Origin of the sequence: Amycolatopsis sp. NPDC089917, assembly GCF_040684635.1 — a bacterium.
Classification (GTDB): domain Bacteria; phylum Actinomycetota; class Actinomycetes; order Mycobacteriales; family Pseudonocardiaceae; genus Amycolatopsis.
Genome location: NZ_JBFBGL010000097.1, coordinates 1 through 21886 on the forward strand (window position 1 = coordinate 1; position 21886 = coordinate 21886).

Annotated in this window: 19 protein-coding genes; 6 read left to right on the top strand and 13 right to left on the bottom strand. The window is 69.8% G+C overall.

All coding sequences use genetic code 11. The annotated features are described in order from the left end of the window. A partial coding sequence (locus tag AB0N89_RS38400) for a YafY family protein (RefSeq protein WP_364215751.1) occupies positions 1-1011 on the bottom strand: 1011 nt, incomplete at its 3' end. A 57-nt stretch (positions 1012-1068) separates the two neighbouring features. Here AB0N89_RS38400 and AB0N89_RS38405 point away from each other — a divergent pair. Beyond that, a complete protein-coding gene (locus AB0N89_RS38405; RefSeq protein ID WP_364215754.1) occupies positions 1069-3354 on the top strand; it encodes an excinuclease ABC subunit UvrA in 2286 nt (761 codons plus the stop codon). A 137-nt stretch (positions 3355-3491) separates the two neighbouring features. Here AB0N89_RS38405 and AB0N89_RS38410 read toward each other — a convergent pair whose 3' ends face one another. From AB0N89_RS38410 to AB0N89_RS38420, 3 genes are all read right to left on the bottom strand, one after another. Further along, positions 3492-4058, bottom strand: a complete 567-nt coding sequence (locus AB0N89_RS38410) for a hypothetical protein (protein WP_364215757.1) — start codon at positions 4056-4058, stop codon at positions 3492-3494. Further along, positions 4055-4873 carry a membrane protein insertase YidC gene (yidC, locus tag AB0N89_RS38415; RefSeq protein ID WP_364215760.1) on the bottom strand — a complete coding sequence of 273 codons (819 nt, stop codon included), beginning with the start codon at positions 4871-4873 and terminating at the stop codon, positions 4055-4057. The genes AB0N89_RS38410 and yidC overlap by 4 nt, the downstream gene beginning before the upstream one ends. A gap of 69 nt (positions 4874-4942) precedes the next feature. Continuing rightward, a complete protein-coding gene (locus AB0N89_RS38420; protein ID WP_364215764.1) occupies positions 4943-5299 on the bottom strand; it encodes a DUF6412 domain-containing protein in 357 nt (118 codons plus the stop codon). Between the two features lie 63 nt (positions 5300-5362). Here AB0N89_RS38420 and AB0N89_RS38425 point away from each other — a divergent pair, with 63 nt between their 5' ends. The 3 genes from AB0N89_RS38425 to AB0N89_RS38435 all read left to right on the top strand — a co-directional run bounded on the left by AB0N89_RS38425 (position 5363) and on the right by AB0N89_RS38435 (position 9488). Further along, entirely contained in the window at positions 5363-6982 is a 1620-nt protein-coding gene (locus tag AB0N89_RS38425) for an ATP-binding cassette domain-containing protein (protein ID WP_364215767.1), read from the top strand. 318 nt (positions 6983-7300) lie between these two features. Continuing rightward, the gene (locus AB0N89_RS38430) at positions 7301-8314 is read left to right on the top strand and encodes a YdcF family protein (protein WP_364215770.1); all 1014 of its coding nucleotides are present in this window, start codon (positions 7301-7303) and stop codon (positions 8312-8314) included. Between the two features lie 352 nt (positions 8315-8666). Beyond that, positions 8667-9488, top strand: a complete 822-nt coding sequence (locus AB0N89_RS38435) for a methyltransferase domain-containing protein (protein ID WP_364215773.1) — start codon at positions 8667-8669, stop codon at positions 9486-9488. Between the two features lie 4 nt (positions 9489-9492). Here AB0N89_RS38435 and AB0N89_RS38440 read toward each other — a convergent pair whose 3' ends face one another. Then, positions 9493-11094: an ABC-F family ATP-binding cassette domain-containing protein gene (locus tag AB0N89_RS38440; RefSeq protein WP_364215776.1), complete on the bottom strand. Its 1602-nt coding sequence runs from the start codon at positions 11092-11094 to the stop codon at positions 9493-9495. A 382-nt stretch (positions 11095-11476) separates the two neighbouring features. On the opposite strand from AB0N89_RS38440, the gene AB0N89_RS38445 reads away from it, so the two are divergent. Then, positions 11477-12310: a PRC and DUF2382 domain-containing protein gene (locus AB0N89_RS38445; RefSeq protein WP_364215779.1), complete on the top strand. Its 834-nt coding sequence runs from the start codon at positions 11477-11479 to the stop codon at positions 12308-12310. A 52-nt stretch (positions 12311-12362) separates the two neighbouring features. Here the strand turns inward: AB0N89_RS38445 and AB0N89_RS38450 are convergent, their stop codons facing one another. The 3 genes from AB0N89_RS38450 to AB0N89_RS38460 all read right to left on the bottom strand — a co-directional run bounded on the left by AB0N89_RS38450 (position 12363) and on the right by AB0N89_RS38460 (position 15346). After that, positions 12363-12743 carry a hypothetical protein gene (locus AB0N89_RS38450; RefSeq protein ID WP_364215782.1) on the bottom strand — a complete coding sequence of 127 codons (381 nt, stop codon included), beginning with the start codon at positions 12741-12743 and terminating at the stop codon, positions 12363-12365. Positions 12744-12857: 114 nt separating this feature from the next. Next, positions 12858-14561, bottom strand: a complete 1704-nt coding sequence (locus tag AB0N89_RS38455; protein WP_364215785.1) for a serine/threonine-protein kinase — start codon at positions 14559-14561, stop codon at positions 12858-12860. After that, on the bottom strand, positions 14558-15346 hold the full coding sequence (locus tag AB0N89_RS38460; RefSeq protein ID WP_364215788.1) for a hypothetical protein: 789 nt from the start codon (positions 15344-15346) through the stop codon (positions 14558-14560). Before AB0N89_RS38460 ends, AB0N89_RS38455 begins: the two co-directional genes overlap by 4 nt. A 316-nt stretch (positions 15347-15662) precedes the next feature. Here AB0N89_RS38460 and AB0N89_RS38465 point away from each other — a divergent pair, with 316 nt between their 5' ends. Then, entirely contained in the window at positions 15663-16331 is a 669-nt protein-coding gene (locus AB0N89_RS38465; RefSeq protein ID WP_364215791.1) for a hypothetical protein, read from the top strand. A 2-nt stretch (positions 16332-16333) separates the two neighbouring features. On the opposite strand, the gene AB0N89_RS38470 is transcribed toward AB0N89_RS38465, so the two are convergent. The 5 genes from AB0N89_RS38470 to AB0N89_RS38490 form a co-directional block, all read right to left on the bottom strand. Further along, on the bottom strand, positions 16334-16771 hold the full coding sequence (locus AB0N89_RS38470; RefSeq protein WP_020634700.1) for a response regulator: 438 nt from the start codon (positions 16769-16771) through the stop codon (positions 16334-16336). Next, on the bottom strand, positions 16768-18315 hold the full coding sequence (locus AB0N89_RS38475) for an ATP-binding protein (protein WP_364215794.1): 1548 nt from the start codon (positions 18313-18315) through the stop codon (positions 16768-16770). Before AB0N89_RS38475 ends, AB0N89_RS38470 begins: the two co-directional genes overlap by 4 nt. Continuing rightward, the gene (locus tag AB0N89_RS38480; RefSeq protein WP_364215797.1) at positions 18312-19538 is read right to left on the bottom strand and encodes a fused response regulator/phosphatase; all 1227 of its coding nucleotides are present in this window, start codon (positions 19536-19538) and stop codon (positions 18312-18314) included. Before AB0N89_RS38480 ends, AB0N89_RS38475 begins: the two co-directional genes overlap by 4 nt. A gap of 247 nt (positions 19539-19785) precedes the next feature. Beyond that, complete coding sequence (locus AB0N89_RS38485) at positions 19786-20760, bottom strand: TerC/Alx family metal homeostasis membrane protein (RefSeq protein ID WP_364215800.1); 975 nt, start codon at positions 20758-20760, stop codon at positions 19786-19788. A gap of 159 nt (positions 20761-20919) precedes the next feature. After that, positions 20920-21723 carry an LLM class flavin-dependent oxidoreductase gene (locus AB0N89_RS38490; protein WP_364215803.1) on the bottom strand — a complete coding sequence of 268 codons (804 nt, stop codon included), beginning with the start codon at positions 21721-21723 and terminating at the stop codon, positions 20920-20922. Positions 21724-21886 lie beyond the last annotated feature (163 nt).

Consider the following 21886-nt stretch of genomic DNA (forward strand, 5'->3'; position numbering starts at 1 on the left):
CGCGGTCTCGGAGTACCGCCACGGCGTGATCGACCGGATCCTGCCGGAGACCGGCCGGGGACTGCCGCCGGACTGGGCGCTGCAGATGCCGTCGGCGAGGTACTCACCGAACTCCGCCGGTTCCTCCACCGTGAACCCGATGTCGGTGAGCGTCAGGACGACAGCCAGCCACTCGAACGAATCGACGTAGGCGACGTACCGGCAGCGGTCGTCACCCAGCGCCTCGAAACTCCCGTCGACGCGGTGCAGCCTGGCCGCCGCCTCACCCGCGCCGACGTCGAGGGTCAGCGTGATCCGGAGCGATTTCGGGCTGTGGAACCGTTCCTGGAGATGCCCCGCGACGTCGTCGACGGGCAGGTCACGGGGCTCGAAGGCCACCTCGGTCGTCTTCGGCGCGGTGATCCGGTCGAGGCGGAAGCTCCGCCAATCCTGCCTGCCGAGGTCCCAGGCGTAGAGGTACCACCGCTTGCCGAGCTGGACGAGGCGCATCGGCTCGACCGTCCTGGACGACGGGCCGTCCTTCGCCGTGTACGCGAATTCGAGGCACCGGCGGGCCGCGATCGCCGCGGCGAGGGCATTCAGGACGTCGGTGGCGACCCGCGGCTCGTCGGCGCTTCCGAACTCGACCGCGGCGAGCACCGCGTCGGTCCGCCGTCGCAGCGCCGGCGGGAGGACGCGCCGCAGTTTCGCGGCGGCGCGGTCCGCCGATTCGGCCGTCAGGTCGACGCCGGTCCCGCCCGCGGCGGCCAGGCGCAGCCCGAGCACGGTGGCGATCGCCTCGTCGTGTTCCAGCATGAGCGGCGGCAGCGCGGCACCCGCGACCAGCCGGTAGTTACCTCCCGGGCCACGGCTGCTCTCCACGGGATAGCCCAGGCCCCGGAGGTGGTCGATGTCCCGGCGCAGGGTGCGGGGCGGGATCTCCATGGCCGCCGCGAGTTCGGCGGCGGGCCAGGCCCGGCCGGTCTGCAGGAGCGACAGCAGTCGCAGCATCCGTTCCCGTGGCGCGGTCACGACACCTCCCGGTAATTGTGGCCGTAAACCGGCCACATCTCATCGTAGCGTGGCCTCATGGCGAAAGTTCGAGACGATTGCGGCCGGTGGATCACCGTGGAGGGTGCCCGGACGAACAATCTCCGCGAAGTGTCGGTGCGGGTGCCGAAACACCGGCTCACGGTGTTCACCGGCGTCTCCGGGTCGGGGAAGTCCTCGCTCGCGTTCGACACGATCGCGGCCGAAGCCGAGCGCCTGGTCACCGGGACCTACCCCGCCTTCGTCCGCAACCGGCTCCCCCAGCATCCGCCCGCCGACGTCGACCGGATCGACGGGCTGCTCTTCAGCACGATCGTCGATCAACGCCGGTTCACCGGCAACGCGCGGTCCACCGTGGGCACGGCGAGCGACATCGCGCCGCTGCTGCGCCTGTTGTTCTCCCGCCTCGGAAAACCGGGCGCCGGGTTCTCCCCCGCCTACTCGTTCAACGATCCCAGCGGGATGTGCCCGCGCTGCGAAGGGCTCGGCGTGGTCGACGACATCGATCTCGACCGGCTTCTCGACCGCTCGCGAAGCCTCCGCGACGGAGCCGTGCGCTTCCCGACGTTCGCCCCGGGGACCTACCGCTGGAAGCGGCTCGTCCACTCAGGACTCGTCGACCCGGATGTCCCGTTGAGACGGTTACCGGCGAAGAAGGTCGAGATCTTGCTTCACGCCGAAGGACTTCCCCTCGACAACCCCGGCTCCGAGTACCCCAAGCACGGTGTCTTCGACGGCGTCGTCCCGCGGCTGCGGGACTCGTACCTGCGCAAGACGCCGTCGCGCCTCACCGCCGAGGAACGCGAAGGGCTCGACGGAGTCGTCACCCAAGGCGTCTGCCCGGACTGCGGGGGAACACGCCTCGCCGAGGCGGCACGCGACAGCCTGATCGACGGGCGGTCCATCGCGGACTGGTCGGTGCTGCCGGTCGGCGACCTGCGCGACGTCGTCGCGGCCGTGAGTGATCCGTCGGTGGCGCCGCTGGTTCGGGCGATCGAGGAACGCCTCGACGCGCTGACGTCCGTCGGCCTCGGTTACCTCAGCCTGTCCCGGGAATCGAGGACGTTGTCCGGCGGCGAAGCCCAGCGCGTCAAGATCGTCCGTCATCTCGGCAGCGCGCTCAGCGACGTCTGCTACGTGTTCGACGAGCCGAGCACCGGCCTGCACCCGCACGACGTGCACCGGCTCCTCGAACTGCTGGCCAAGCTCCGCGACGCGCACAACACGATCCTCGTGGTCGAACACCATCCCGCGGTCATCGCGGCCGCCGACCACGTCATCGACCTCGGACCGGCAGGCGGTGAAGGCGGCGGTCGCGTCCAATTCGAAGGCAGCCCTGGAAAACTCGCCGCGAGCGGCACCGAAACGGGGCGATCTCTCCGCGCTCCGCTCCATTTCCGGAACCGGCCTCGCGCCGCCCGGGGAGCCGTCACGATCTCCGGCGCCCGCAGCCACAACCTCCGTGACGTCACCGTCGACGTGCCGCTCGGCGTCCTGACCGTCGTCTCCGGGGTCGCCGGTTCCGGCAAGAGCAGCCTGATCACCGGCGAACTTCCCCGGCAGCATCCCGATTTCGTCGTCGTCGACCAGGCTCCGCTGCGCGGCGGCATCCGCTCCACCCCGGCCACGGTGCTCGGCGTCGCCGAGTCCATCCGCGACACCTTCGGCAAGGCCACCGGCAAACATCCGTCCTGGTTCAGCGCCAACGGCCGGGGAGCCTGCCCGGTCTGCAAAGGGAAGGGCGTCATCATCACCGATCTGGCGTTCCTCGACGACGTCCAGACCGGCTGCGACGCCTGCGGCGGCACCCGGTTCAACCTGGAGACGCTCGCCGCGCGCCTGGACGGCCGGAGCATCGCCGACGTCCTGGCGATGAACCCCGCGGACGCCGCCGCCCTGTTCGGCGAGCGGTCCGCCATCGGGCGGCGCCTGCGCTGGTCGGATCGAGCCGGACTCGGCTACCTGGCGATCGGACAGAGCCTCGACACCCTGTCCGGCGGCGAAAGGCAGCGGCTCCTCCTCGCCCGCCACCTCGCCGACGCGGGCCCCGCGGACGACCTGCGCCTGGTCCTCGACGAACCGACCACCGGGCTGCACGGCAGCGACGTCGACCGGTTGCTCACCCTGTGCGACGAACTCGTCGACGACGGCGCGACCCTCGTCCTGATCGAGCACGAGCAGCAGGTGATCGCGCACGCCGACCACGTCATCGACATCGGGCCGGGCGCTGGATCCGAAGGCGGGACCGTCGTTTTCGAGGGCACGCCGTCGGCTCTGGCCGACGAGCCCGCGTCGCTCACGGGCCGTCATCTGCGGAAAGGCTGACAACGCGTTCCCGGCGCCGGACGGCGCCGGGAACACCCACCCGCCCGGGAACAGTTCCCGGGCGAGCGCGATGATTCCCGATCAGGCTTTGTCCGACACGCCGGTACCGAACAGTTCGTCGCCTGATTTCCGGTGATCTAGCCCACCAGCTCGCATTCCTTCTTCGCCTTCATCGCCTGGTCGAGCCCCGGCACCTTGCTGGTCTCGACCGACGGCACGTGCGTCACCAGATCGGCCCCGCTCAGGTTGAGGGCGGCTTTGGCGTACTCGACACCGCCTCTCGGCAGCAAGGTGCGGTACTCGGTCACTTTCCCGTGCAGCTTCCGGAAGAAGTCCAGCTCACCGGACGCGAGCGTGTTGGCTTCCTGCGCGGGCGGCGCAACCTTCGGCAGCTTCTCGAGCCCGCCGATCGCCGCAGTCAGCGCGGTGTCCAGCTTCTCCAGCGACGCCTTCGCCTTCGGCAGGTCCGCCCCGGTCTCGATGTCGTAGCCCTTGGCCAGGCCGTAGACGATCAACCGCATGTCCTTGACGGCGCCGCAATACCCTCCGGCCCAGGAAACCAGCGCCGGATCCGGGCCGGTCGGGGACGATGCCGCTGGGGGCTGCGCGGGCGCGGCCTCCGGCGGATTCGCACCGCAGCCCGCGAGCAGGAACCCGGCGACCACCGCTGTCAGCCCGAAGCGCGTCGCTGTCTGGCTCATCATGCGGTGAGGGTAGAGCCGCCCGGCGGGACCGGTCCCTGCCGCGTCTCCTCCTTGTCGACGACCTTGATGAGGAGATGCTGCTGTCCCAGTGTCCACACGTTGGTGGCCAGGAAGTACAGCAGCACGCCGATCGGCACCGGGAAGAACGACCCCGAGACCAGCATGCCGAGCGGCGCCAGGTACATCATCAGTTTGGTGATCCCCGCGGCCTGCGGGGCTGTCGCGGTCTGCCGGGTGAGGCCCGAGCGCATCGAGAGGAACGTGGCCAGGCCGGCGATCAGCATCAGCGGCACCCCGACCGCGATCATGTGGACGTGGTCGGTGCCGAACGCGGCCAGCTCCGCCGCCGGTTGCGAAAGCCAGTTGCCGAGCTTCGCGCCGAACAGGTCGGCGTTCAGGAACGACTCCACTCCGGCGTGGTCGAAGACGTGGTTCGACTGGGCTCCCGGGGTGAAGTCGCGCAAGACCCAGTACAGCGACAGGAAGACCGGCAGCTGGATCAGCGCCGGAAGGCAGCCGCCCAGCGGACTGGATCCGCTTTCGGCGTGCAGCTTCTGCATCTCCGCCGCCATCCGGCGACGGTCCTTGCCGTATTTCTCCTGGATCTTGCGCATCTGCGGAGCGAGAGCCTGCATGCGGCGGCCCGCGCGCAACGCGCTCAAAGCGGGTTTGACCAGGAGAAGGCGCAGGGTGAAGACGAGGAACACGATGGACAGCACCCAGGCCACGCCCGAGTCAGGGCTCGCGACGGCACCGAAAACCTTGTGCCAGAACCAGAGAATGGCGGAAACGGGGTACAGGAAGACATCGAACATGAACGGGTCACTCCGTCGTTTGAAGGTGCGAGGGCAGGAGTGACTGCCTCACCTTCGAACGAAGCGAGGTCAGGCAGTCGCGATGCCCGGTGACGGAGCTCGAGGCCGGACGCGGCCGCGCGCGTCGGGGTCGCGAAGACTCAAGAACAGCTGTGCGCGTTCGCGCAGGCTGATGGCCCGCACCTTCATCGCGGCGGCGGCCGGTTCCAGGCCGAAATGCGCCGCGAGCGCGAGCAGGACGACGGCGAGGGACGCCGTCAGGGCTGTGGCGAGGCCGAGCGGATTGGCGACCGCGACCGACGCCGTCAGCGCGGTGACCAGGCTCAGCGGGTTGACCCCGCCGACGACCGGGAGCACGACGAACAACTCGGGCAGGAACAGCGCAAGCATCAGCTTGAGCCGCACGCCGAAGTAGGTTCGCTCCACGTCACAGACACTACCGGAAATATTGCGTTGCGTGATTTCCGCGGGCGCGGGCAGTCTGGCGAGATGGGTCACGTGGAAGTCGCGCACGTCGAGTACTACCTCCCCGACGGGCGGTTGCTGCTCGGCGACGTCTCGTTCCGCGTCGGCGAGGGCAACGTCTGCGCGCTCGTCGGGGCCAACGGAGCGGGCAAGACGACTTTGCTGCGGCTGATCTCGGGCGAACTCGCCCCCGACGGCGGCTCGGTGACCATCAGCGGCGGGCTCGGCGTGATGCCCCAGTTCGTCGGCTCGGTACGCGACGAGCGGACCGTACGGGACCTGCTCGTCTCGGTGTCGCCGGACGCGCTCCGCGCCGCGGCCCGCGCCGTCGACGAGACCGAACTCGCGTTGATGGAACGCGACGACGAAGCGGCTCAGATGGCCTACGCACAGGCGCTCGGCGACTGGGGTGACGCCCGCGGCTACGAAGCCGAGGTCATGTGGGACAAGTGCACGATGGCGGCGCTCAACCTGCCGTACGAGAAGGCGCGCTGGCGCGAGGTGCGCACCCTGTCCGGCGGCGAGCAGAAGCGGCTGGTCCTGGAGGCGCTGCTACTCGGCACCTGCGGCGTCCTCCTGCTCGACGAGCCGGACAACTACCTCGACGTCCCGGGCAAACTGTGGCTGGAAGAGCGGCTGCGTGAGACGCAGAAGACCGTGCTGTTCGTCTCGCACGACCGGGAGCTGCTCGCGCGGGCGGCAAAGAAGATCATCAGCGTCGAACCCGGGCCCGCCGGCGGCGACGTCTGGGTGCACGGCGGTGGCTTCGACACCTATCACCAGGCGCGCACGGAGCGGTTCGAACGCTTCGAGGAGCTCCGCCGCCGGTGGGACGAGAAGCACGCCCAGCTCAAGAAACTCGTCGCCGACATGCGTCAGTACGCCGCGCGCAGCGACGAGATGGCTTCGCGGTACCACGCCGCGCAGACCCGCTTGCGGAAATTCGAAGAGGCAGGCGCGCCCGCCGCGCCTCCGCGCGAGCAGAAGATCACCATGCGCCTGCGCGGCGGCCGGACCGGTGTCCGCGCCGTCACCTGTGAGGGGCTCGAACTCCGCGGTCTGATGAAGCCCTTCGACCTGGAGATCTTCTACGGCGAGCGGGTCGCGGTGCTCGGTTCGAACGGCTCCGGCAAGTCGCACTTCCTGCGGCTGCTGGCCGGTGAGGACGTCGCGCACGACGGACTGTGGAAGCTCGGCGCCCGGGTCGTCCCCGGGCACTTCGCGCAGACGCACGCCCATCCCGAACTGCTCGGGCGCACGCTCGTCGACATCCTCTGGACCGAGCACGCGCGCGGTCGCGGGCCCGCGATGAACATCCTGCGCCGGTACGAACTCGACGGGCAGGGCGACCAGAGGTTCGAGAAGCTGTCCGGTGGTCAGCAGGCGCGGTTCCAGATCCTGCTGCTGGAGATCGGCGGCGCGACGATCCTGCTGCTGGACGAGCCCACCGACAACCTCGACCTCGCTTCGGCCGAGGCGCTCCAGCAAGCGCTGGAAGCGTACGAGGGCACCACGGTGGCGGTGACGCACGACCGGTGGTTCGCGCGCTCCTTCGACCGGTACCTCGTGTTCGGCACCGACGGGCACGTGCGGGAAACGCCGGAACCGGTGTGGGACGAGCGGCCGGTGCAGCGCCAACGCTGAGTGCGGAGCCGGGTGACCGCCAGCCAGACGGCGCTTCGCCGCGGGGGTCGCTCGCCTTGGTGTCCTCGTGGTGGATGAAGCGTGTGTGACGGGGGGGTCGGCCGCTCAACTCCGTCCCCATGCGGTTCAGACACGGGCAGGCAACGGCGACCGCCACCCACGACCATCCGGTGCTCCCGGACAACCACTGCCGGGTAAGGAAAGGCGACACGCCGAACGAAGGCGCCCTCGGCGGCTCGGCCTTGTGTTTCAATGCCGCGGCACCGCGTGCCCGTCCACCGGCGACCACGCCGAACCCCGCTCGAAGCTGGAGATCCCGTGAGGGCCGCCGCAATCCCCTTCGCCATCGCCGCGCTGTGCTGCGCGGCGTTCCTGGTGAGTTTCCTTCGCGATCGGCGACGGCTGCGGAACGGTTTCTATCTCTTCTTCGCGCTCCTGTTCCTCGGCATCACGTTCATCGCGCTGCTCGCCTCGGTGTCCCCCGAGGCGGCGGGCTTCGTCGCGGTCGGCGTCATCCTGCTGATCATCCCGACCGTCCTCGCGTTGACGGTCTTCCTGATCTGCAACGGGATCACCATGCTCCGCCGCGAAGGACGCCGCCTGGCCAACGTGCTGTCGCTGCTGACCGGGCTCGGCATCTGCGCGCTGATCGTGTTCAACGCGACGGTCACGCAACTGGACTGGGAGCCGCTCGACATCGTCCGGGGCAGCCTCAACGGAATCCTCGTCTACGTCTCGTTCCTCTTCGTCTGTTTCCTGCTGTACTCGATCGTCTACGGCCGCATCCGCACCGAGAAGAAGGTGGACTTCGTCGTGGTGCTGGGCTCGGGTCTGCTGGACGGCCACCGGGTGCCGCCGCTGCTGGCCGGCCGTCTGAACCGAGCCAAACGCGTCCTGGACGCGGAGGCCCGCCGCGGCCGGGAGCCGATGGTGGTCACCTCGGGCGGGCAAGGGCCCGACGAGGACCTGCCGGAATCCCACGCCATGGCCGGCTACCTCGTCGAGAACGGGGTGCCGCGGGAGCGGATCCTGCTGGAGGACCGCTCGCGGACGACGTTCGAGAATCTCACCTTCAGCGCCGAGATCATGAAGGAGCAGAAGGCGGACTACCGGTGCACCGTGGTCACGAACAACTTCCACGTGCTCCGCGCCGCCCTCATCGCCCGCCGCGCCAAGGTGAACGGCCAGGTCATCGGGTCGCCGACGGCCTGGTACTTCTGGCCGAGCGCGACCCTCCGCGAATTCGTGGCGATCCTGGTGGACCACAAGATCAAGAACCTGATCATCTGCGGGCTCATCGTCCTTTCCCAGGTCTCCCGCGCTTGGTCGTGAGCGTCCCGCGCGTGGTACTCGGCCTTCCCCGCATCGGCGGGTGAGCGTGTCCCGAGCGCCACGCTTGAGACGATGAGTGTCCCGAGCGTGGCGCTCGGGACACTCCGTCGCCGCCAGCCCGGCGCACCGACGTTGTGAAAGCCACTTTCACAACACCCCCAGAGCATCCACCAGCCCGCTCGCACACTGCGCGAAATCCCCCTCACCCCCTCACCACCCCGGGCACCGGCCCGGAAACGCGACACAACACCTTCGCCTCAACCTCAAGTGAACCGTCCTGGCCACTCACGAGCCTCACAAATCCCGGGACGCTCGTTGACAACTCGGTTTTCGCCGAGCCATCGTCCTGTTCATGACCACCGACACCCGGCAGGCGATGGCGTCGCTGTTCGACAGGACGGCGAAGTCCTACGACGCCCTCGGCGTCGACTTCTTCAGCGTGTTCGCCAAGGAACTGCTCGACCGGGCCGGTCTCGTCCCCGGTGAGCGGGTGCTGGACGTCGGATGCGGACGCGGCGCGGTGCTGTTCCCGGCGGCCGAGCAGGTCGGCGCGGCCGGATCGGTGCTGGGGATCGATCTTTCCGCCGAGATGATCGAGCGCACCGCGAAAGACATCGAAGACCGCGGAGGCAGCGCCTCAGTTTCCCTTATGGACGCCCAAGAACCGGCGCTGCCCGACGCTTCCTTCGACGTCCTCCTCGCCTCTTTCGTGATCTTCTTCCTGCCGGATCCGGTCGCCGCCCTGCGGTCGTGGCACCGTTTGGTCGAACCCGGCGGCCGGATGGGAGTGACGACGTTCGGCGCCGACGATCCCCGGTGGGCGCGCGTACGCGAAGTGTTCAAACCGTTCGTACCACCGGAATTGGCCTGGACACTGGCCATCCGGGCCGGGCTGTTCGCCTCCGTCGACGGGTTCGGCCAGGCCGTGGAGTCGGCGGGCTTCACCGGCGTCACGTCCGAGGAACGCGTCTATCCGGTGAAGTTCGCCGACCCCGGGCACTGGATCGACTGGTCCTGGTCGCAGGGCCAGCGGATGTTCTGGGAACTGGTCCCCGAAGACCGCCTCGACGCCGTGCGCCAGGCCGTCCTCGCGGAGCTCGAACCGCTGCGCGAACCCGACGGGAGCGTGGTGCTGGCGCAGACCGTGCGCTACACCCTCGCCCACCGCGGTTGACGGCTCACAAAGCGAGCCGCGGCCAGGACTCCGTGTCCCGCGACAACTGCCTGTCGTGCGTGGCGATCACCACCGCGGCCGGTGTGGTCCCGAGCGCGTCCGTCAGTTCGTCGACGAGAGTGGCCGACAGATGGTTGGTCGGTTCGTCCAGCAACACGACATGCGGACGGCAGGCCAGCACCAGTGCCAGATCCAGCCGCCGCCGAGCGCCGACGGACAGCTCCGCCACCGGCCGTCGCCGGTCGTAGCCGCCGAGCAGACCCAGCTCACCCAGCCAGGGCCCGGAAATCCCGGCCCTGGCGAGCTGTTCGTCGTACAACTCCATCGCCGTCCGCCGGGCGGGCAGGTCGGATTCCTGCGCCAGCCACCCGATCCGCGCCGACCGGGAGCGGGTGACCGTACCCGTGTCCGGCTCCACTTCCCCGGCCAGCACGGTCAGGAGCGTCGATTTGCCCGCGCCGTTGGGGCCCGCGATGACCAGCCGGTCCCCGCTTTCCACCGTCAGATCGACCGGACGCGCGAGCCGGCCGCCCACCGTCACCCCGGCGGCGCGGAGCAGGGTCGCACCGCGACGCTCGGGCAACTCCGGCATCGAGAACCGGGCCGGCGGTGGCGGGACGGCCACCACGTGCCCGGCCAGTTCCTCTTGCCGCCGGTGGACCGCGCGGACCAGGCCCGGCGCACGGGTGGCGCGCACATGCCTGCCGGTGCCCTTGGGCGGACGCCAGTTGTCACGCAGCCGGTTCCGCGCCGCGCTCAGGTCGTCGGCCAGCCGTTGCCGCTCCGCGATCTGCTCGGCGTGCGACGCCTCCCAGCGAGCACGTTCGGCCCGCCGGGCCTCGACATAGGCCGCGTAGCCACCGCCGTAGACCCGCGGCCGGTCGTCGCTCGACGGATCGAGATCGACCACCGTGGTGGCCACGTCCGCGAGCAACGCCCGGTCATGGCTGACCAGGACGACCACTCCCGGATGAGCGCGCAGCCGGTCCGTGAGGTGGTCGAGCCCGGCGGCGTCGAGATGGTTGGTCGGCTCGTCGAGCAGCAGGACGGGATGCCCGGCGCCGAGCAGGCAGGCCAGCCGCACCCGGTGGCGTTGCCCGACCGACAGTGTCCCGAGTGGACGGTCTCGGTCGTCGACCGCGGTCAAGGCGGCCAACGACACTTCGACACGCCTGTCCGCGTCCCACGCGTCGAGGGCCTCGGCCTCCTCCAACGCGGCGGCGAAGACGTCGTCCGCGCCCGGACGACCGGCGCCGATCGCCTCGGTGGCGGCCTCCAGGCGGGCCAGCGCACCGCGGACGGCGGCCAGTTCGAGGTCGATCAGCGCGCCGACGGTGTCGGCCGGGCCGAGCGGGATCTGCTGGTCGGCGACACCGACCGACCCCGAGCGGCGGACCTCGCCCTGATCGGCGGTCAGCCCACCGGCGAGGACACGGAGAAGAGTGGTCTTGCCGCGACCGTTCTCCCCGACGAGGGCGACGCGCTCCCCCGCGGCGGCGACGAGGTCGACCCCGGAAAGCACGGGCCTTCCCCCGAAGGAGAGGTGGATGCCGGACAGGCGGACGTGTGCCGCGCGCACCGGCGCGGGCGAAAGAGGGGATGACATGAAGGAACTGCCTCCGGTGAAGGTGATGAGCAGGAAGAACGAACTCCGGTACCGCGGCTCGCGGTACCGGTGGAGGCGTCGTTCCTCAGAGGAACAGCAGTTGCTGCATCACGAGCGAGAGGTTAGAACACGCCCGGAGCTCCGCGCACCCGATTTTTCGGCGCGCGGGAGATCCACACCTTCGCACCATCCCCCACGCTTGCCGATCACCGCGTGGGCACCCGCTCCCACCTGCGACGACACGCCGGCCTTAACCCGAGGGCGCGGCTTCAAACCAGCACTTTCCGGGGTCACCCACAGGTACACCACGACGGTTGCCATGATCATCGGCCTGTCCGACGGTGGCCTTCTCACCAGCATCTTTCGAGAGGAGCCAGGACCGATGGCGAAGACCATGCAGCCGCAGGAACTCATCGACAGTGCCGTGGTCGACCCGACCGGCCACAAACTCGGCAAGGTCGGCAACGTCTACCTCGCCGACGCGACGCATCAGCCGGAATGGATCACGGTCAAGACGGGCCTGTTCGGCTCCAAGGAGAGCTTCGTCCCGCTGTCGGGCGCGCACGCGGACCAAGACGGCGTACACGTCCGCGTCGACAAGGACGCCGTCTCCGACGCACCCCGGATCGAGGCCGACGGTCACCTGTCCCAAGAGGAGAGCGCGCGCCTGTACCGGCACTACGGGCTGCCGATGCCGCGCACCTCGCCGGACGGCCGGATGGACGACCGGGCGCAGGGGCGAGGCACCGGCCGAGGTGACGCGGGCCGAGGTGACGGCGATCGAGGTGACGCCGGTCGCGGCAAGGCCGGCATGGACGCGGCCGCCGGGAAGCCCGGCAAGGACGCCGAGCACACCATGACGCGCTCCGAGGAGCGGTTGAACGTCGGCACCGAGCAGGTCGAAACCGGTCACGTCCGGCTGCGCAAATACGTCGTGACCGAGGAACAGCAGGTCACCGTTCCGGTCAGCCACGAGGAGGTGCGGATCGAGCGGGAACCGATCACCGGCGCCGCCGGCGGGAAGGCCGAGATCGCCGAGGACGAGCAGGAAGTCGTCCTGCACGCCGAGAAACCGGTGGTGAACAAGGAAACCGTCGCTGTCGAGCGGGCGAGGCTCAAGACCGAGACCGTCACCGAGGACCAGACGGTTTCCGGCAAGGTCCGCAAGGAGCAGTTCGAGGTCACGGACGACGAGGGCAAGCACCGCAAGTCCTGATCCCGGAACGGGGGCGGCCCACGCGACGGGCCGCCCCCGGGGCCGTCGGTGTTCACCGGAGGTCCGGGAGCACTCCGGAGCTCTTCGGGTAGTGGCCCTCTTCAAGCCGGAAGAGGTACTTCCGGAGATCCGTGTCGAGCCCCGCGGCGAGGTAATCGGCGAAGTCCGTCAGCCCCTGGGCGGCTTCCCGCTCGTCGGACCTGTCACTGGCCGACCATCCGGGCAGGAGGGACTCCAGGTACTCGACGACCCGGGCGCGGTCACGCCACCAATCCCGCACGGTCTCGACCGTCCATCGGCTGTCGCCGTCGCAGGCGTAACCGCGATACGGGTCTTGCCGTGCCGCCGCCACCAGGTTCAGGACCTCGGCCTGGGTCGCGGGCTGGCGATACACGTCGGTGACGCCGGTGGAGAAGGGGCCAGGAACGTTCAACCACAACCGCTCCTCCCAACGCCCTCCGAAAGACCCTTCGGGCTCACCTTCCGGTAGCACGGCCAGCGGTTGCCAGCACGATTCGTCGACAAGTTCCATAGGAACACCCCAGGTTCAGCGCGTGCGCCGGACGCGGGCGGCCGCGACCACGAAGCCCGTGGCCACCGCGCCCGCGATCGAGCAGCCGACACCGGACAGTATCGCCGGCTCGTGCACTCGCAGCGCCGAGACGCACAGCCAGGCCGTCGCGCCGAACAGCAGGCCGAGCACGGGCCCGCCGACGAGCGCGCCCCGCCAGCGGTGACCGTTGCGGAGGGTTCGCAGCCCGGATTCCAGGTACGCCAAGGCGAACAGCGCCAGGATCAGGCTGCCCGCGCCGAGCGCGCTCGCGAGCGGATGCTGCCGGGTGACGACCGTGAAGGACGCGGGAACGCCGTCCGCCGTCACGGTCGCGGTGACGGCACCACCGACGATCCACCGGGTGAGACCGGGGAACCGGACATCGGCCCGGAAGCCGTCGCCGTCGGGCTTCGGCACCGCAGAGGCCGAACCGAGCGGAATTCCCGCCGCCGCAAGGTCGAGCGTCAGCTGTCCCGGTGTTCCCGGGCCGGTCACCGTGAACGTCTTGCTGAGGTCCACGGTCGCCGACGAAGCGGCCGCGCCGTCGATCTTCAGCGCCGTGGCCTCGTGCGACAGCCGTTCCGGGGTGAGCAGCACCAGCACCACGAGCGCGATCGCGGCGAGCGCCGCGGCCAGCCGGAACCAGAGCACCGCGCCGGAACCGCCGCCTGCCTGGGCCTGGGCCTGGGCCTCGGGCTCGAACGACGCGCGGGTCGCCGACAGCGTCGGATCCGGTGCGGGACGGCGAACCGGTCGTGTGGGACCGTCCCCGGCCGGGACCGGCGTGGCAACCGGGGTGCTGAGCGCGGAGATCACCCGCGGGGTGAGATGCCGGACCGGGACCCGGGAGCGTTCCAGCCAGCCTTGCCCGTAGACGGCGGTGGCGGCCGAAGCGAGGTCGGCCGCGAAGGTCTCCGCGTCCCGGTAACGGGAGTCGAGTTCGCGCGCGAGGCTGCGCATGACGACCCCGGCGATCGGCGCGGGCACGCCGTCGATCGGGCGCGGGTCGGTGAACATGTGCTGGCGCATCATGCTGATCGCGCCCCGCGTGTTGTCGAACGGCAGCTTCCCGGACAGCAGTTCGTAGAGCACCGTGCCCGCCGAGTAAACGTCGGCCGCCGGGCTCAGCGCGTTGCCCATCGCCTGCTCCGGCGCGATGTAGGCGGGCGTGCCGAGGACTTCGCCGCCGTGCGTGACGAGCGTGGCGCCCTCGCTGATCACCTTCGCGATGCCGAAGTCGGCCACCTTCATCACGCCTTGCGTGGTGAGGAGCAGGTTCTTCGGCTTGACGTCCAGGTGCAGGACGCCCGCTTCGTGCGCCGCGTGGAGCCCGGCGAGCATCGCCAGCCCGATCGCACAGGCCTGCTCGGGGCCGACTCCCCCGCCCTGGAACCGGCTGTGCACCGTGCCGCCGTCGAGCCGTTCCATCACCAGCAGGTGCTCGCGACCGGTGCGCACGTAGTCGTACACGGGCACGATGTGCGGGTGGTCGAGGCTGGCCAGCACGCGGGCTTCGCGGTCGAAGAGCTCACTGCTGACGGCGTGGTTCAGCACGTCCCACGGCAACTGCTTGATGGCGACGTCACGGCGTAGCGAGCGGTGGACGCCGGCGAAGACGACCCCCATCCCGCCCTGGCCGATCGCGGCCCCGATCTCGTACTGCGGCAGCGCCGCGACGACCTCGGCGGGTGCGCTCATCGGTTGAATTCCCTGGTGGCGTCGGGCAGGCGGACCGTCTCGCCGCTGTCGGGCGCGGGCGCCGGATGCGGCGTCAGGTAGCCGAGCAGGAACGCGAGGACGGCGGCGCCGAGGACCACCGGGATCTCGATGGCCGGTTCCGGCGGGACGAGCCGCAGGACGGACAGCGAGACGACGGCGACGAGCCCGGTGCCGAATCCGGCGGGCAGGAACCGCAGGCCGCGGCGCCAGCGGTTGGCGGGCAGGCGATGCCTGGCGAGCGCGAGCAGCGCGGTCAGCCACGCCAGCACGGTGAGCACGAGCATCGCGAGGCCGAAAGCGCCGTACACGGACCAGAAGGACCCGCGGATGTCGGCGACCGTGGCCGCCTCGCCGAGCGTGCCGCGCTGCGCGTCCAGCAGTTCCACCGTGGACGGCAGCAGGCCGATCGCCTGGCCGGAGAGGTCGGCCATGTCCAGTACGAAGGTCCGGGTGATCCGGCTGTGCGCGGGGACCTCGAACGGCGCCGTGGTGTCGTAGGCGAAGAACGTGAGGGCGAGCGCGACGCCCGAGACCCGCACGCTGCGGACCTTGACCGACGTCCCGCCGCTGTTGGACGCCGTGACGGTCAGTTCGATCTGCTTGGCCGGATCGATCATCACCGTGGCGTTGGTGATGGGCCGCTTGTCGAGGGTGACAGCCAGGTCGAGCCTGCCGCTCCCGCCACTGTCCGCAATGGCCGGTGGCGAGCCCAGGAGGACCGCGCACAGACCCAACGCAACCCCTGCCGCGATGACACGTCCCATTTTGCGCATCCCCTGTTTTGCGTTATCCGACGGTCCGGAATGCTACAGCGAGTACTCACCGGAGAGGGACGTCCCAATGCGTATCGTGGTTCGCCTGATATTCGGCACCGTGACCGGCTTGTTGTTCCTGCTTTGCTTGGCAGGAGCGGGAAACGCGCAACAGTCCCCTTATCAATCGACAGTTGGTTTGAAACCTTCGAGCGGCCCCGCCGGGAGTTCGTTCACCATTTCCTGGAATTTCTCCCCGTGCAAAGGGCCGATTTCTTTCACGTGGAATGGGGCGGGCATCACTTCGGCCAGCGCCCCGAGTGGACAGGTGGGCACGACTGTCCCGGGCAACGCGACTCCGGGCGGCTACACCGTGTCGGGCACCTGCACGAACGCGCGGACCGGCCAGCCGCTGACCGGGAACGCGATCTTCCGCGTGACCGGGACAGTGACCACCGTGCCCCCGACGACGAAGGTCCCCCCGACGACCGAACCGACCGTCCCGGTGACCACCCCGACCACCCCGACCAGGCCGGGGACGACCACCACGCCGACCACCCCGGTCACCACGACGACCCCGCCCACGTCGACGACGGAACCGTCCACAACGGACACTCCCCCGCCGTCGACGGACGCCCCCTCGCCGAGCAGCACCCCGCCGAAGCCGAACGACCTGCTCCTCGACCGGTCGAGCGTGCAGCCCGGCGAGAAACTGTCGGCGACCGGGAAGGGCTGCCTGCCCGGCGAGCGCGTCACCCTGACGTCGGGCGGCGACAGCGTCGGCAGCGCCTACGCCGACGTCACCGGGGGCTTCACCGCGGCCGTCGAGTTCACGCGGATCGAGGCGGGCAGGCACACCGTCGTCGCGGACTGCGGCGTGCGGCTGACCGGCGACGTCGAGCAGGTCGTGACCAGTTCGTCCGGCGGGCACAGCGGAACCCTGGTGGTGCTGGTGTTCTTCGTGCTGGCCGGGATCACCGTGATCCGCTTCCCCTGAGGTCAGCGGGGAAGCTTCACCACGGTGACGAAGAAGTTGTCGATCTGCCGCACCACGTCGATGAACCGGTCGAAGTCGACCGGTTTGGTGACGTAGGCGTTGGCGTGCAGGTCGTAGCTGCGGAGGATGTCCTCTTCGGCTTCGGACGTGGTGAGCACGACGACGGGGATGCTGCGCAGCTCCGGCGACGCCTTGACCTCGCTGAGCACCTCGCGGCCGTCCTTGCGGGGCAGGTTCAGGTCGAGCAGGATCAGCCCCGGCCGTTCCGCGTCCTCGTACGGCGCTTCACGGCGCAGGAACTGCAGGGCCTGCTCGCCGTCGGAGACGACCGAAAGGGTGTTGCGGATCTTGTGGTGTTCGAACGCCTCCTGCGTCATGAGGACGTCGCCGGGGTCGTCCTCGACCAGCAGGATGTGGATCGGTTCCAGGGAGTCGGTCATGCGCGCTCGTTTCCTTCGCTGGGGGTCTGGGCGGTCGCCGGTTCCGGCGCCGGTGCTGCGGGCAGGGTGAAGCAGAACCGGGTCCCGGCCCCGACGCCGGTGTCCAGCCAGATCTTCCCGCCGTGGTGTTCGACGATCTTGCGGCACAGGGCCAGCCCGATCCCGGTGCCCGGGTAGTCGCCGCGGCCGTGCAGGCGCTGGAAGATCACGAAGATCCGCTCGGCGTACTCGTCCTTGATGCCGATCCCGTTGTCGGTGACGGAGAACCGCCAGTCCTCGCCGTCACGTTCGGCGGAGATCTCGATCTCCGGCGGCTCCTCCCCGCGGAACTTGATCGCGTTCCCGACCAGGTTCTGGAAGACCGCCGTCAGCAGGGACTTCTCCCCCAGTACCGCGGGAAGTTCGCTGTGCGTGACCCTGGCGCCGGACTCGGTGATCGCGTCGTCGAGGTTGCCGAGCGCGGTCTCCAGCAGGTCCCCGGTCTCCAGCAGGACGTTCTCGCCCGGACGGCGTCCGACGCGGGAGAAGGCGAGCAGATCGTTGATCAGCGCCTGCATCCGTTTCGCGCCGTCGACGGCGAACCCGATGTACTGGTCCCCGCGTTCGTCCAGCTTCCCCTGGTACCGCTTCTGGAGGAGCTGGCAGAAGCTGGCCACCTTGCGCAGCGGCTCCTGGAGGTCGTGCGAGGCGACGTAGGCGAACTGCTCCAGGTCCGAGTTCGACCGCTCCAGCTCGCGGGTCCGGACGGCGATCGTCTCCTGCGCGCGCTCCAGATCCGTGACCTCGGCGATGATCCGCGACCGCAGCGATTCCACATCGGACGCCAGCTCGCGCATCTCCTGGGGACCCGAACCGCGGACCTCGCGGTGGATGTCGGTCGTGGCGACGTCCCGCACCTCGACGGCCAGCCGCCGGATCGGCTTGATCAGCTTCCGGTGCAGGACGAGGAAGACCAGCGCCAACGCGCCGCAGAGCAGGACCGCGATCACGATGAGCATCACGCGCAGGACGTCGGCCGAGGACGACAGGTCCTCCCGCGCGTCCAGCCGCTCCGCCTCCAGCCGGTTCTGCAGCACGCTCAGCGATCCGCGGACGTCGTCGAACAGCGGTTTGCTCGCGTCCACCTGCGCGCCGGTGGCGGGAGCGCCGGCGAGCACGGGCTCGATGACCGTCCGGCGCCAGGCCGTCGCGGCGTCGAGCACCCGGTCCAGGTCGTCGCTGATGGCGGTGCCCGGGGTGGCGCCGAGCCTCCGCAGCTCGGCGACCGCGGCGTTCTGCGCCCGCAGCCCGTCCTGGTACGGCTCCAGGAACTCGCGCCGCCCCGCCAGGATGTAGCCGCGGACGCCGGTCTCCTGGTTCAGCATCGCCGTCGAGAGCGAAGTGGACTGCAGCACCTGCGGGCCGGTCACGTCCAGCAGCCTGGCGCGCGAATCGGTGAGGTTCGTCAGTGCCAGCGAGCCGGCCACGATCGCGCCGCCGAGCAAGAGGGTCGCGATCACCCCGGACAACGCGGCCCAGCGGCTGATCGACCAGACGGGCTTCATCGAGGCGGCTCCCCGGAATCGAACGTGAGCAAGGCCAGCGCGACGTCGTCGTCCAGCGGGCCGCCGTGCAGGACGTCCATCTCGCTGATCAGATGGTCGAGCACCGCCGCTGAGCCGCCCTCGGCGGTCAGGCTGTCCAGGGCGGTGGCGGCCATCCGTTCGAGGCCGACCCGTTCCCCGCTGCCCTCGACGCGCCCTTCGAACAGGCCGTCGGTGTACAGCAGCAGCGACCATCGCGGTCCCATCGGCACCGTCAGCTCTCGCCATCCGGTACCGGGCGCGACGCCGAGCGGCGGCCCGAGAGCCTCCCTGGACAGCAGCCTGCCGCCCGCGTCGTCGACCAGCAGCGGCTGCGGATGACCGGCCAGGCTCATCCGCAGCGACCGGCGGTCCGGGGCGACGGTGATCATGCAGACGGTGGCGAACAGCGGGCCCAGCGCCTCGTGCTGGAGCATCTTTTCCACCATTGCCAGGGTTTCTGCCATCGGCAGCCCGGCGAGCACGACCGAACGCCACGCGATCCGCAGCGCGACACCCAGCGCCGCCTCGTCCGGGCCGTGCCCGCAGACGTCGCCGATGACCAGCTGAAGCGTGCCGTCGGGGAGCTCGACGGCGTCGTAGAAGTCGCCGCCCAGCAGTGCCCCGTTCCGGCCTGGCCGGTACCGGACCGCGAGCCCGAGCCGGGGATCGGTCACCAGCGGGGTCGGCAGCAGGCCGCGTTCGAGGCGCGAGTTCTCCCTGGCCAGCAACTGATGCTGGAGCAGCTGCTGCTCGACGCGTTCGGCGCGGCTGCGTTCCCAGGAGTAGCGCAGGGTCCGCGCCAGCAGCTGGCCGTCGACGTGGTGTTTGACCAGGTAGTCCTGCGCGCCGGCACCCAGCGCGGACACCCCGAGCGCCTCGTCCTCGCGGCCGGTCAGGACGATCACCGCCGTCGACGGCGCGTGCTGCCGCAGCTTCGTCAGCCCCGTGAGGCCGGTCGCGTCCGGCAACTGGAGGTCGAGGAGCACGCAATCGGCCGTGATCGGCCGCGCGAGGGCCTCTTCGAGGGTGGTCGCCCTGTCGAGCACGACCCGTTCGAGGCTTTCGGCCGCGTCCGCCAGCATTTCTTCGACCAGGAGCGCGTCGCCGTCGTCGTCCTCGATCAGCAGGACATGCAAGCGGTCCGGCTGCGGAGAGGGTCTACGAGGTGGGGACTGCTCGCCGTGACGCACGGCGTTGGACACGGACAGCCACCTTTCCTCACCGGATCTCCGGCGCGCGAACAGAAGACGGCTGTCTTCTCAACCACCGGGGAGAGTACCGGTCGTACCGGACAAGCCGCCGGTTCGGACACCCCGACACGCCCGTGTTCGATCACGGCGGCGGCCGGGGCGGCCGCATCGCCGCGAAGACCAGGAGCAACGCGCCGAGGAAAAGCGCGGTGACGGCGAGGTCGAGCAGGAAGCCGACGACGAGTCCGGTGATCATCGCTCACTCCTGTGCCGTCCTGGCGGCTTCGCGACGCCGCGCGTACAGGCTGGTGAACGAGACCGTGACGAGGACGGCGATGATCACGCCCAGCGAGACCGGGGTCGGGACCTGCGGCACGGCGGGCCAGACACCGTGTGCCCAGTGCAGGACCAGCTTCACCCCGATGAACGCGAGGATGATCGCGAGCCCGTGGTTCAGGTGGACCAGCTTCGCCAGCGCGGAGTGGAGCACGAAGTACAGCGCGCGCAGGCCGAGCAAGGCGAAGGCGTTGGTGGCGAACACGAGGTACGGGTCTTCGGTGATGCCGTAGACGGCGGGCACCGAATCGACCGCGAACACCACGTCGGTGGCGAAGACCGCGACGACCACGACGGCCAGCGGGGTGAGCGCGCGGCGCCCCTGTTCGCGCACGGTCAGCCGGGTGCCGCGGTAGTCGTCGGTGACCGGCATCAGCCGTCGCAGGAACCGGACCGACCGCAGCTGGGAGAGGTCCTTCTCGGTTTCGTCCTTCGACAGGGCCTCACGCAGGATCTTGACCGCCGACGCGAGCAGGATCGCGCCGAAGACGAGGAACGCCCAGGTGCCCGCCGACAGCATCGCGGCACCGGCCGCGATGAACACGCCGCGGAGCACCAGCGCGCCCACGATGCCGTAGAGCAGCACGCGCTGCTGCACGGCAGGCGGCACCGCGAAGGCGGCGAGCAGCAGCATGAAGACGAACAGGTTGTCCACCGACAGGGACTTCTCGACGACGAACCCCGTCATGAACTCGACCGCCTGGCCACCGCCGAATTCGAGCCACAGCCAGAGCCCGAACACCACCGGGAGCGCGAGGTAGAAGACCGACCAGCCGGCGGCCTCCCGCATCGACACCTCGTGCGGTTTGCGGGTGACGGCGAAATCGGCGACGAGCAGGGCCAGCAGGACGGCGATGCTGATCGCCCACAACCCCGGGGATCCCACGGACTCGGACATGAAGCCTCCTCGAACTCGAAGTTCGAGGTCTCCTTCACCCCTGTGGGGCGGCCTCCCGGGGACACTGGCGGAGTGTCCGTACTGACCGGGCAGACCCTTGGGAAGTACTCCCCTCGTCGGACCAGTATCGCACTCGGTAAAGAGCTATTAAAGACCGGGTCAAGCAGGACCCTCCCGTAGTACGCCGCGGACCGCGTCGACGGACAGGTCGTCCCACGGGAATTCGGCCATCCACCAGGTCGCCCCCGCCTTCGCGTACGGGTCGAGATCCGTGCCCGCGGGGACACCGATGGCGAAGTCGTACGGCTTCTCGACGTCCTCGCGCAGCGCGGTGATCGTCTCGGTCATCTTCGCGAACTCGTCCGCGTGCGGCAGGTTCACCGGGAAGAACCCGTCGTACCGCGCCGCCCGGCGCATCGGCTTCGGCTTCCCCGGGAAACCCGCGAGCCATACGGGCACCGGTCGCGCGGGCCGGGGCAGGAAGGTGATGTCGTCGACCGTGTAGTGCTCGCCGTGGTGCCGCACGGGCTCGCCGGACCAGGCCGCGGTGAGGATCTCCAGCGACTCGTCCAGCATCTCGCCGCGTTTGCGGTCGTCCTGCTCGTCACCGGTCTTCGAGAACTCCCCGCCGAAACGGTCACTGCCGAGCCCGGCGCCGAGGATCAGCCTCCCGCCGCTCAACCGGTCCAAAGTGGCCGTCTCGCGGGCGAGTTTGACCGGCCGCCGTCGCGCCAGCGGCGTGACCATCGGCCCTAAGACGAGCTTCTCCGTGGCGGACGCGACGGCGGCGAGCGTGATCCACGGGTCGGCGATGGCACGCACCGGCTCGCGCCAGCGGATGTGGTCCCAGACGAACAGGCCGTGCCAGCCCGCTTCTTCGGCCTCCGCGGCGAGGCGAGCGATGATCACCGGATCGGACAGCTCGTCGAAGATCGGCAGCCAGAGTGCTGAGCGCAGTGTCATGCCTGGGACCGTACGGGTCCCCACCGACAGTTATGGCGCCTTTTCGCGCTTCTCCGCGGCGATGGCCGTTCGGCGCAGGTGGTCGTGAGTGGCGATTCGGGGCTGCTTCTCCGCGATCTCCGGCGGGATCCCGGCGTCGGCCCATTGCTTGTTCGCCTCCTCC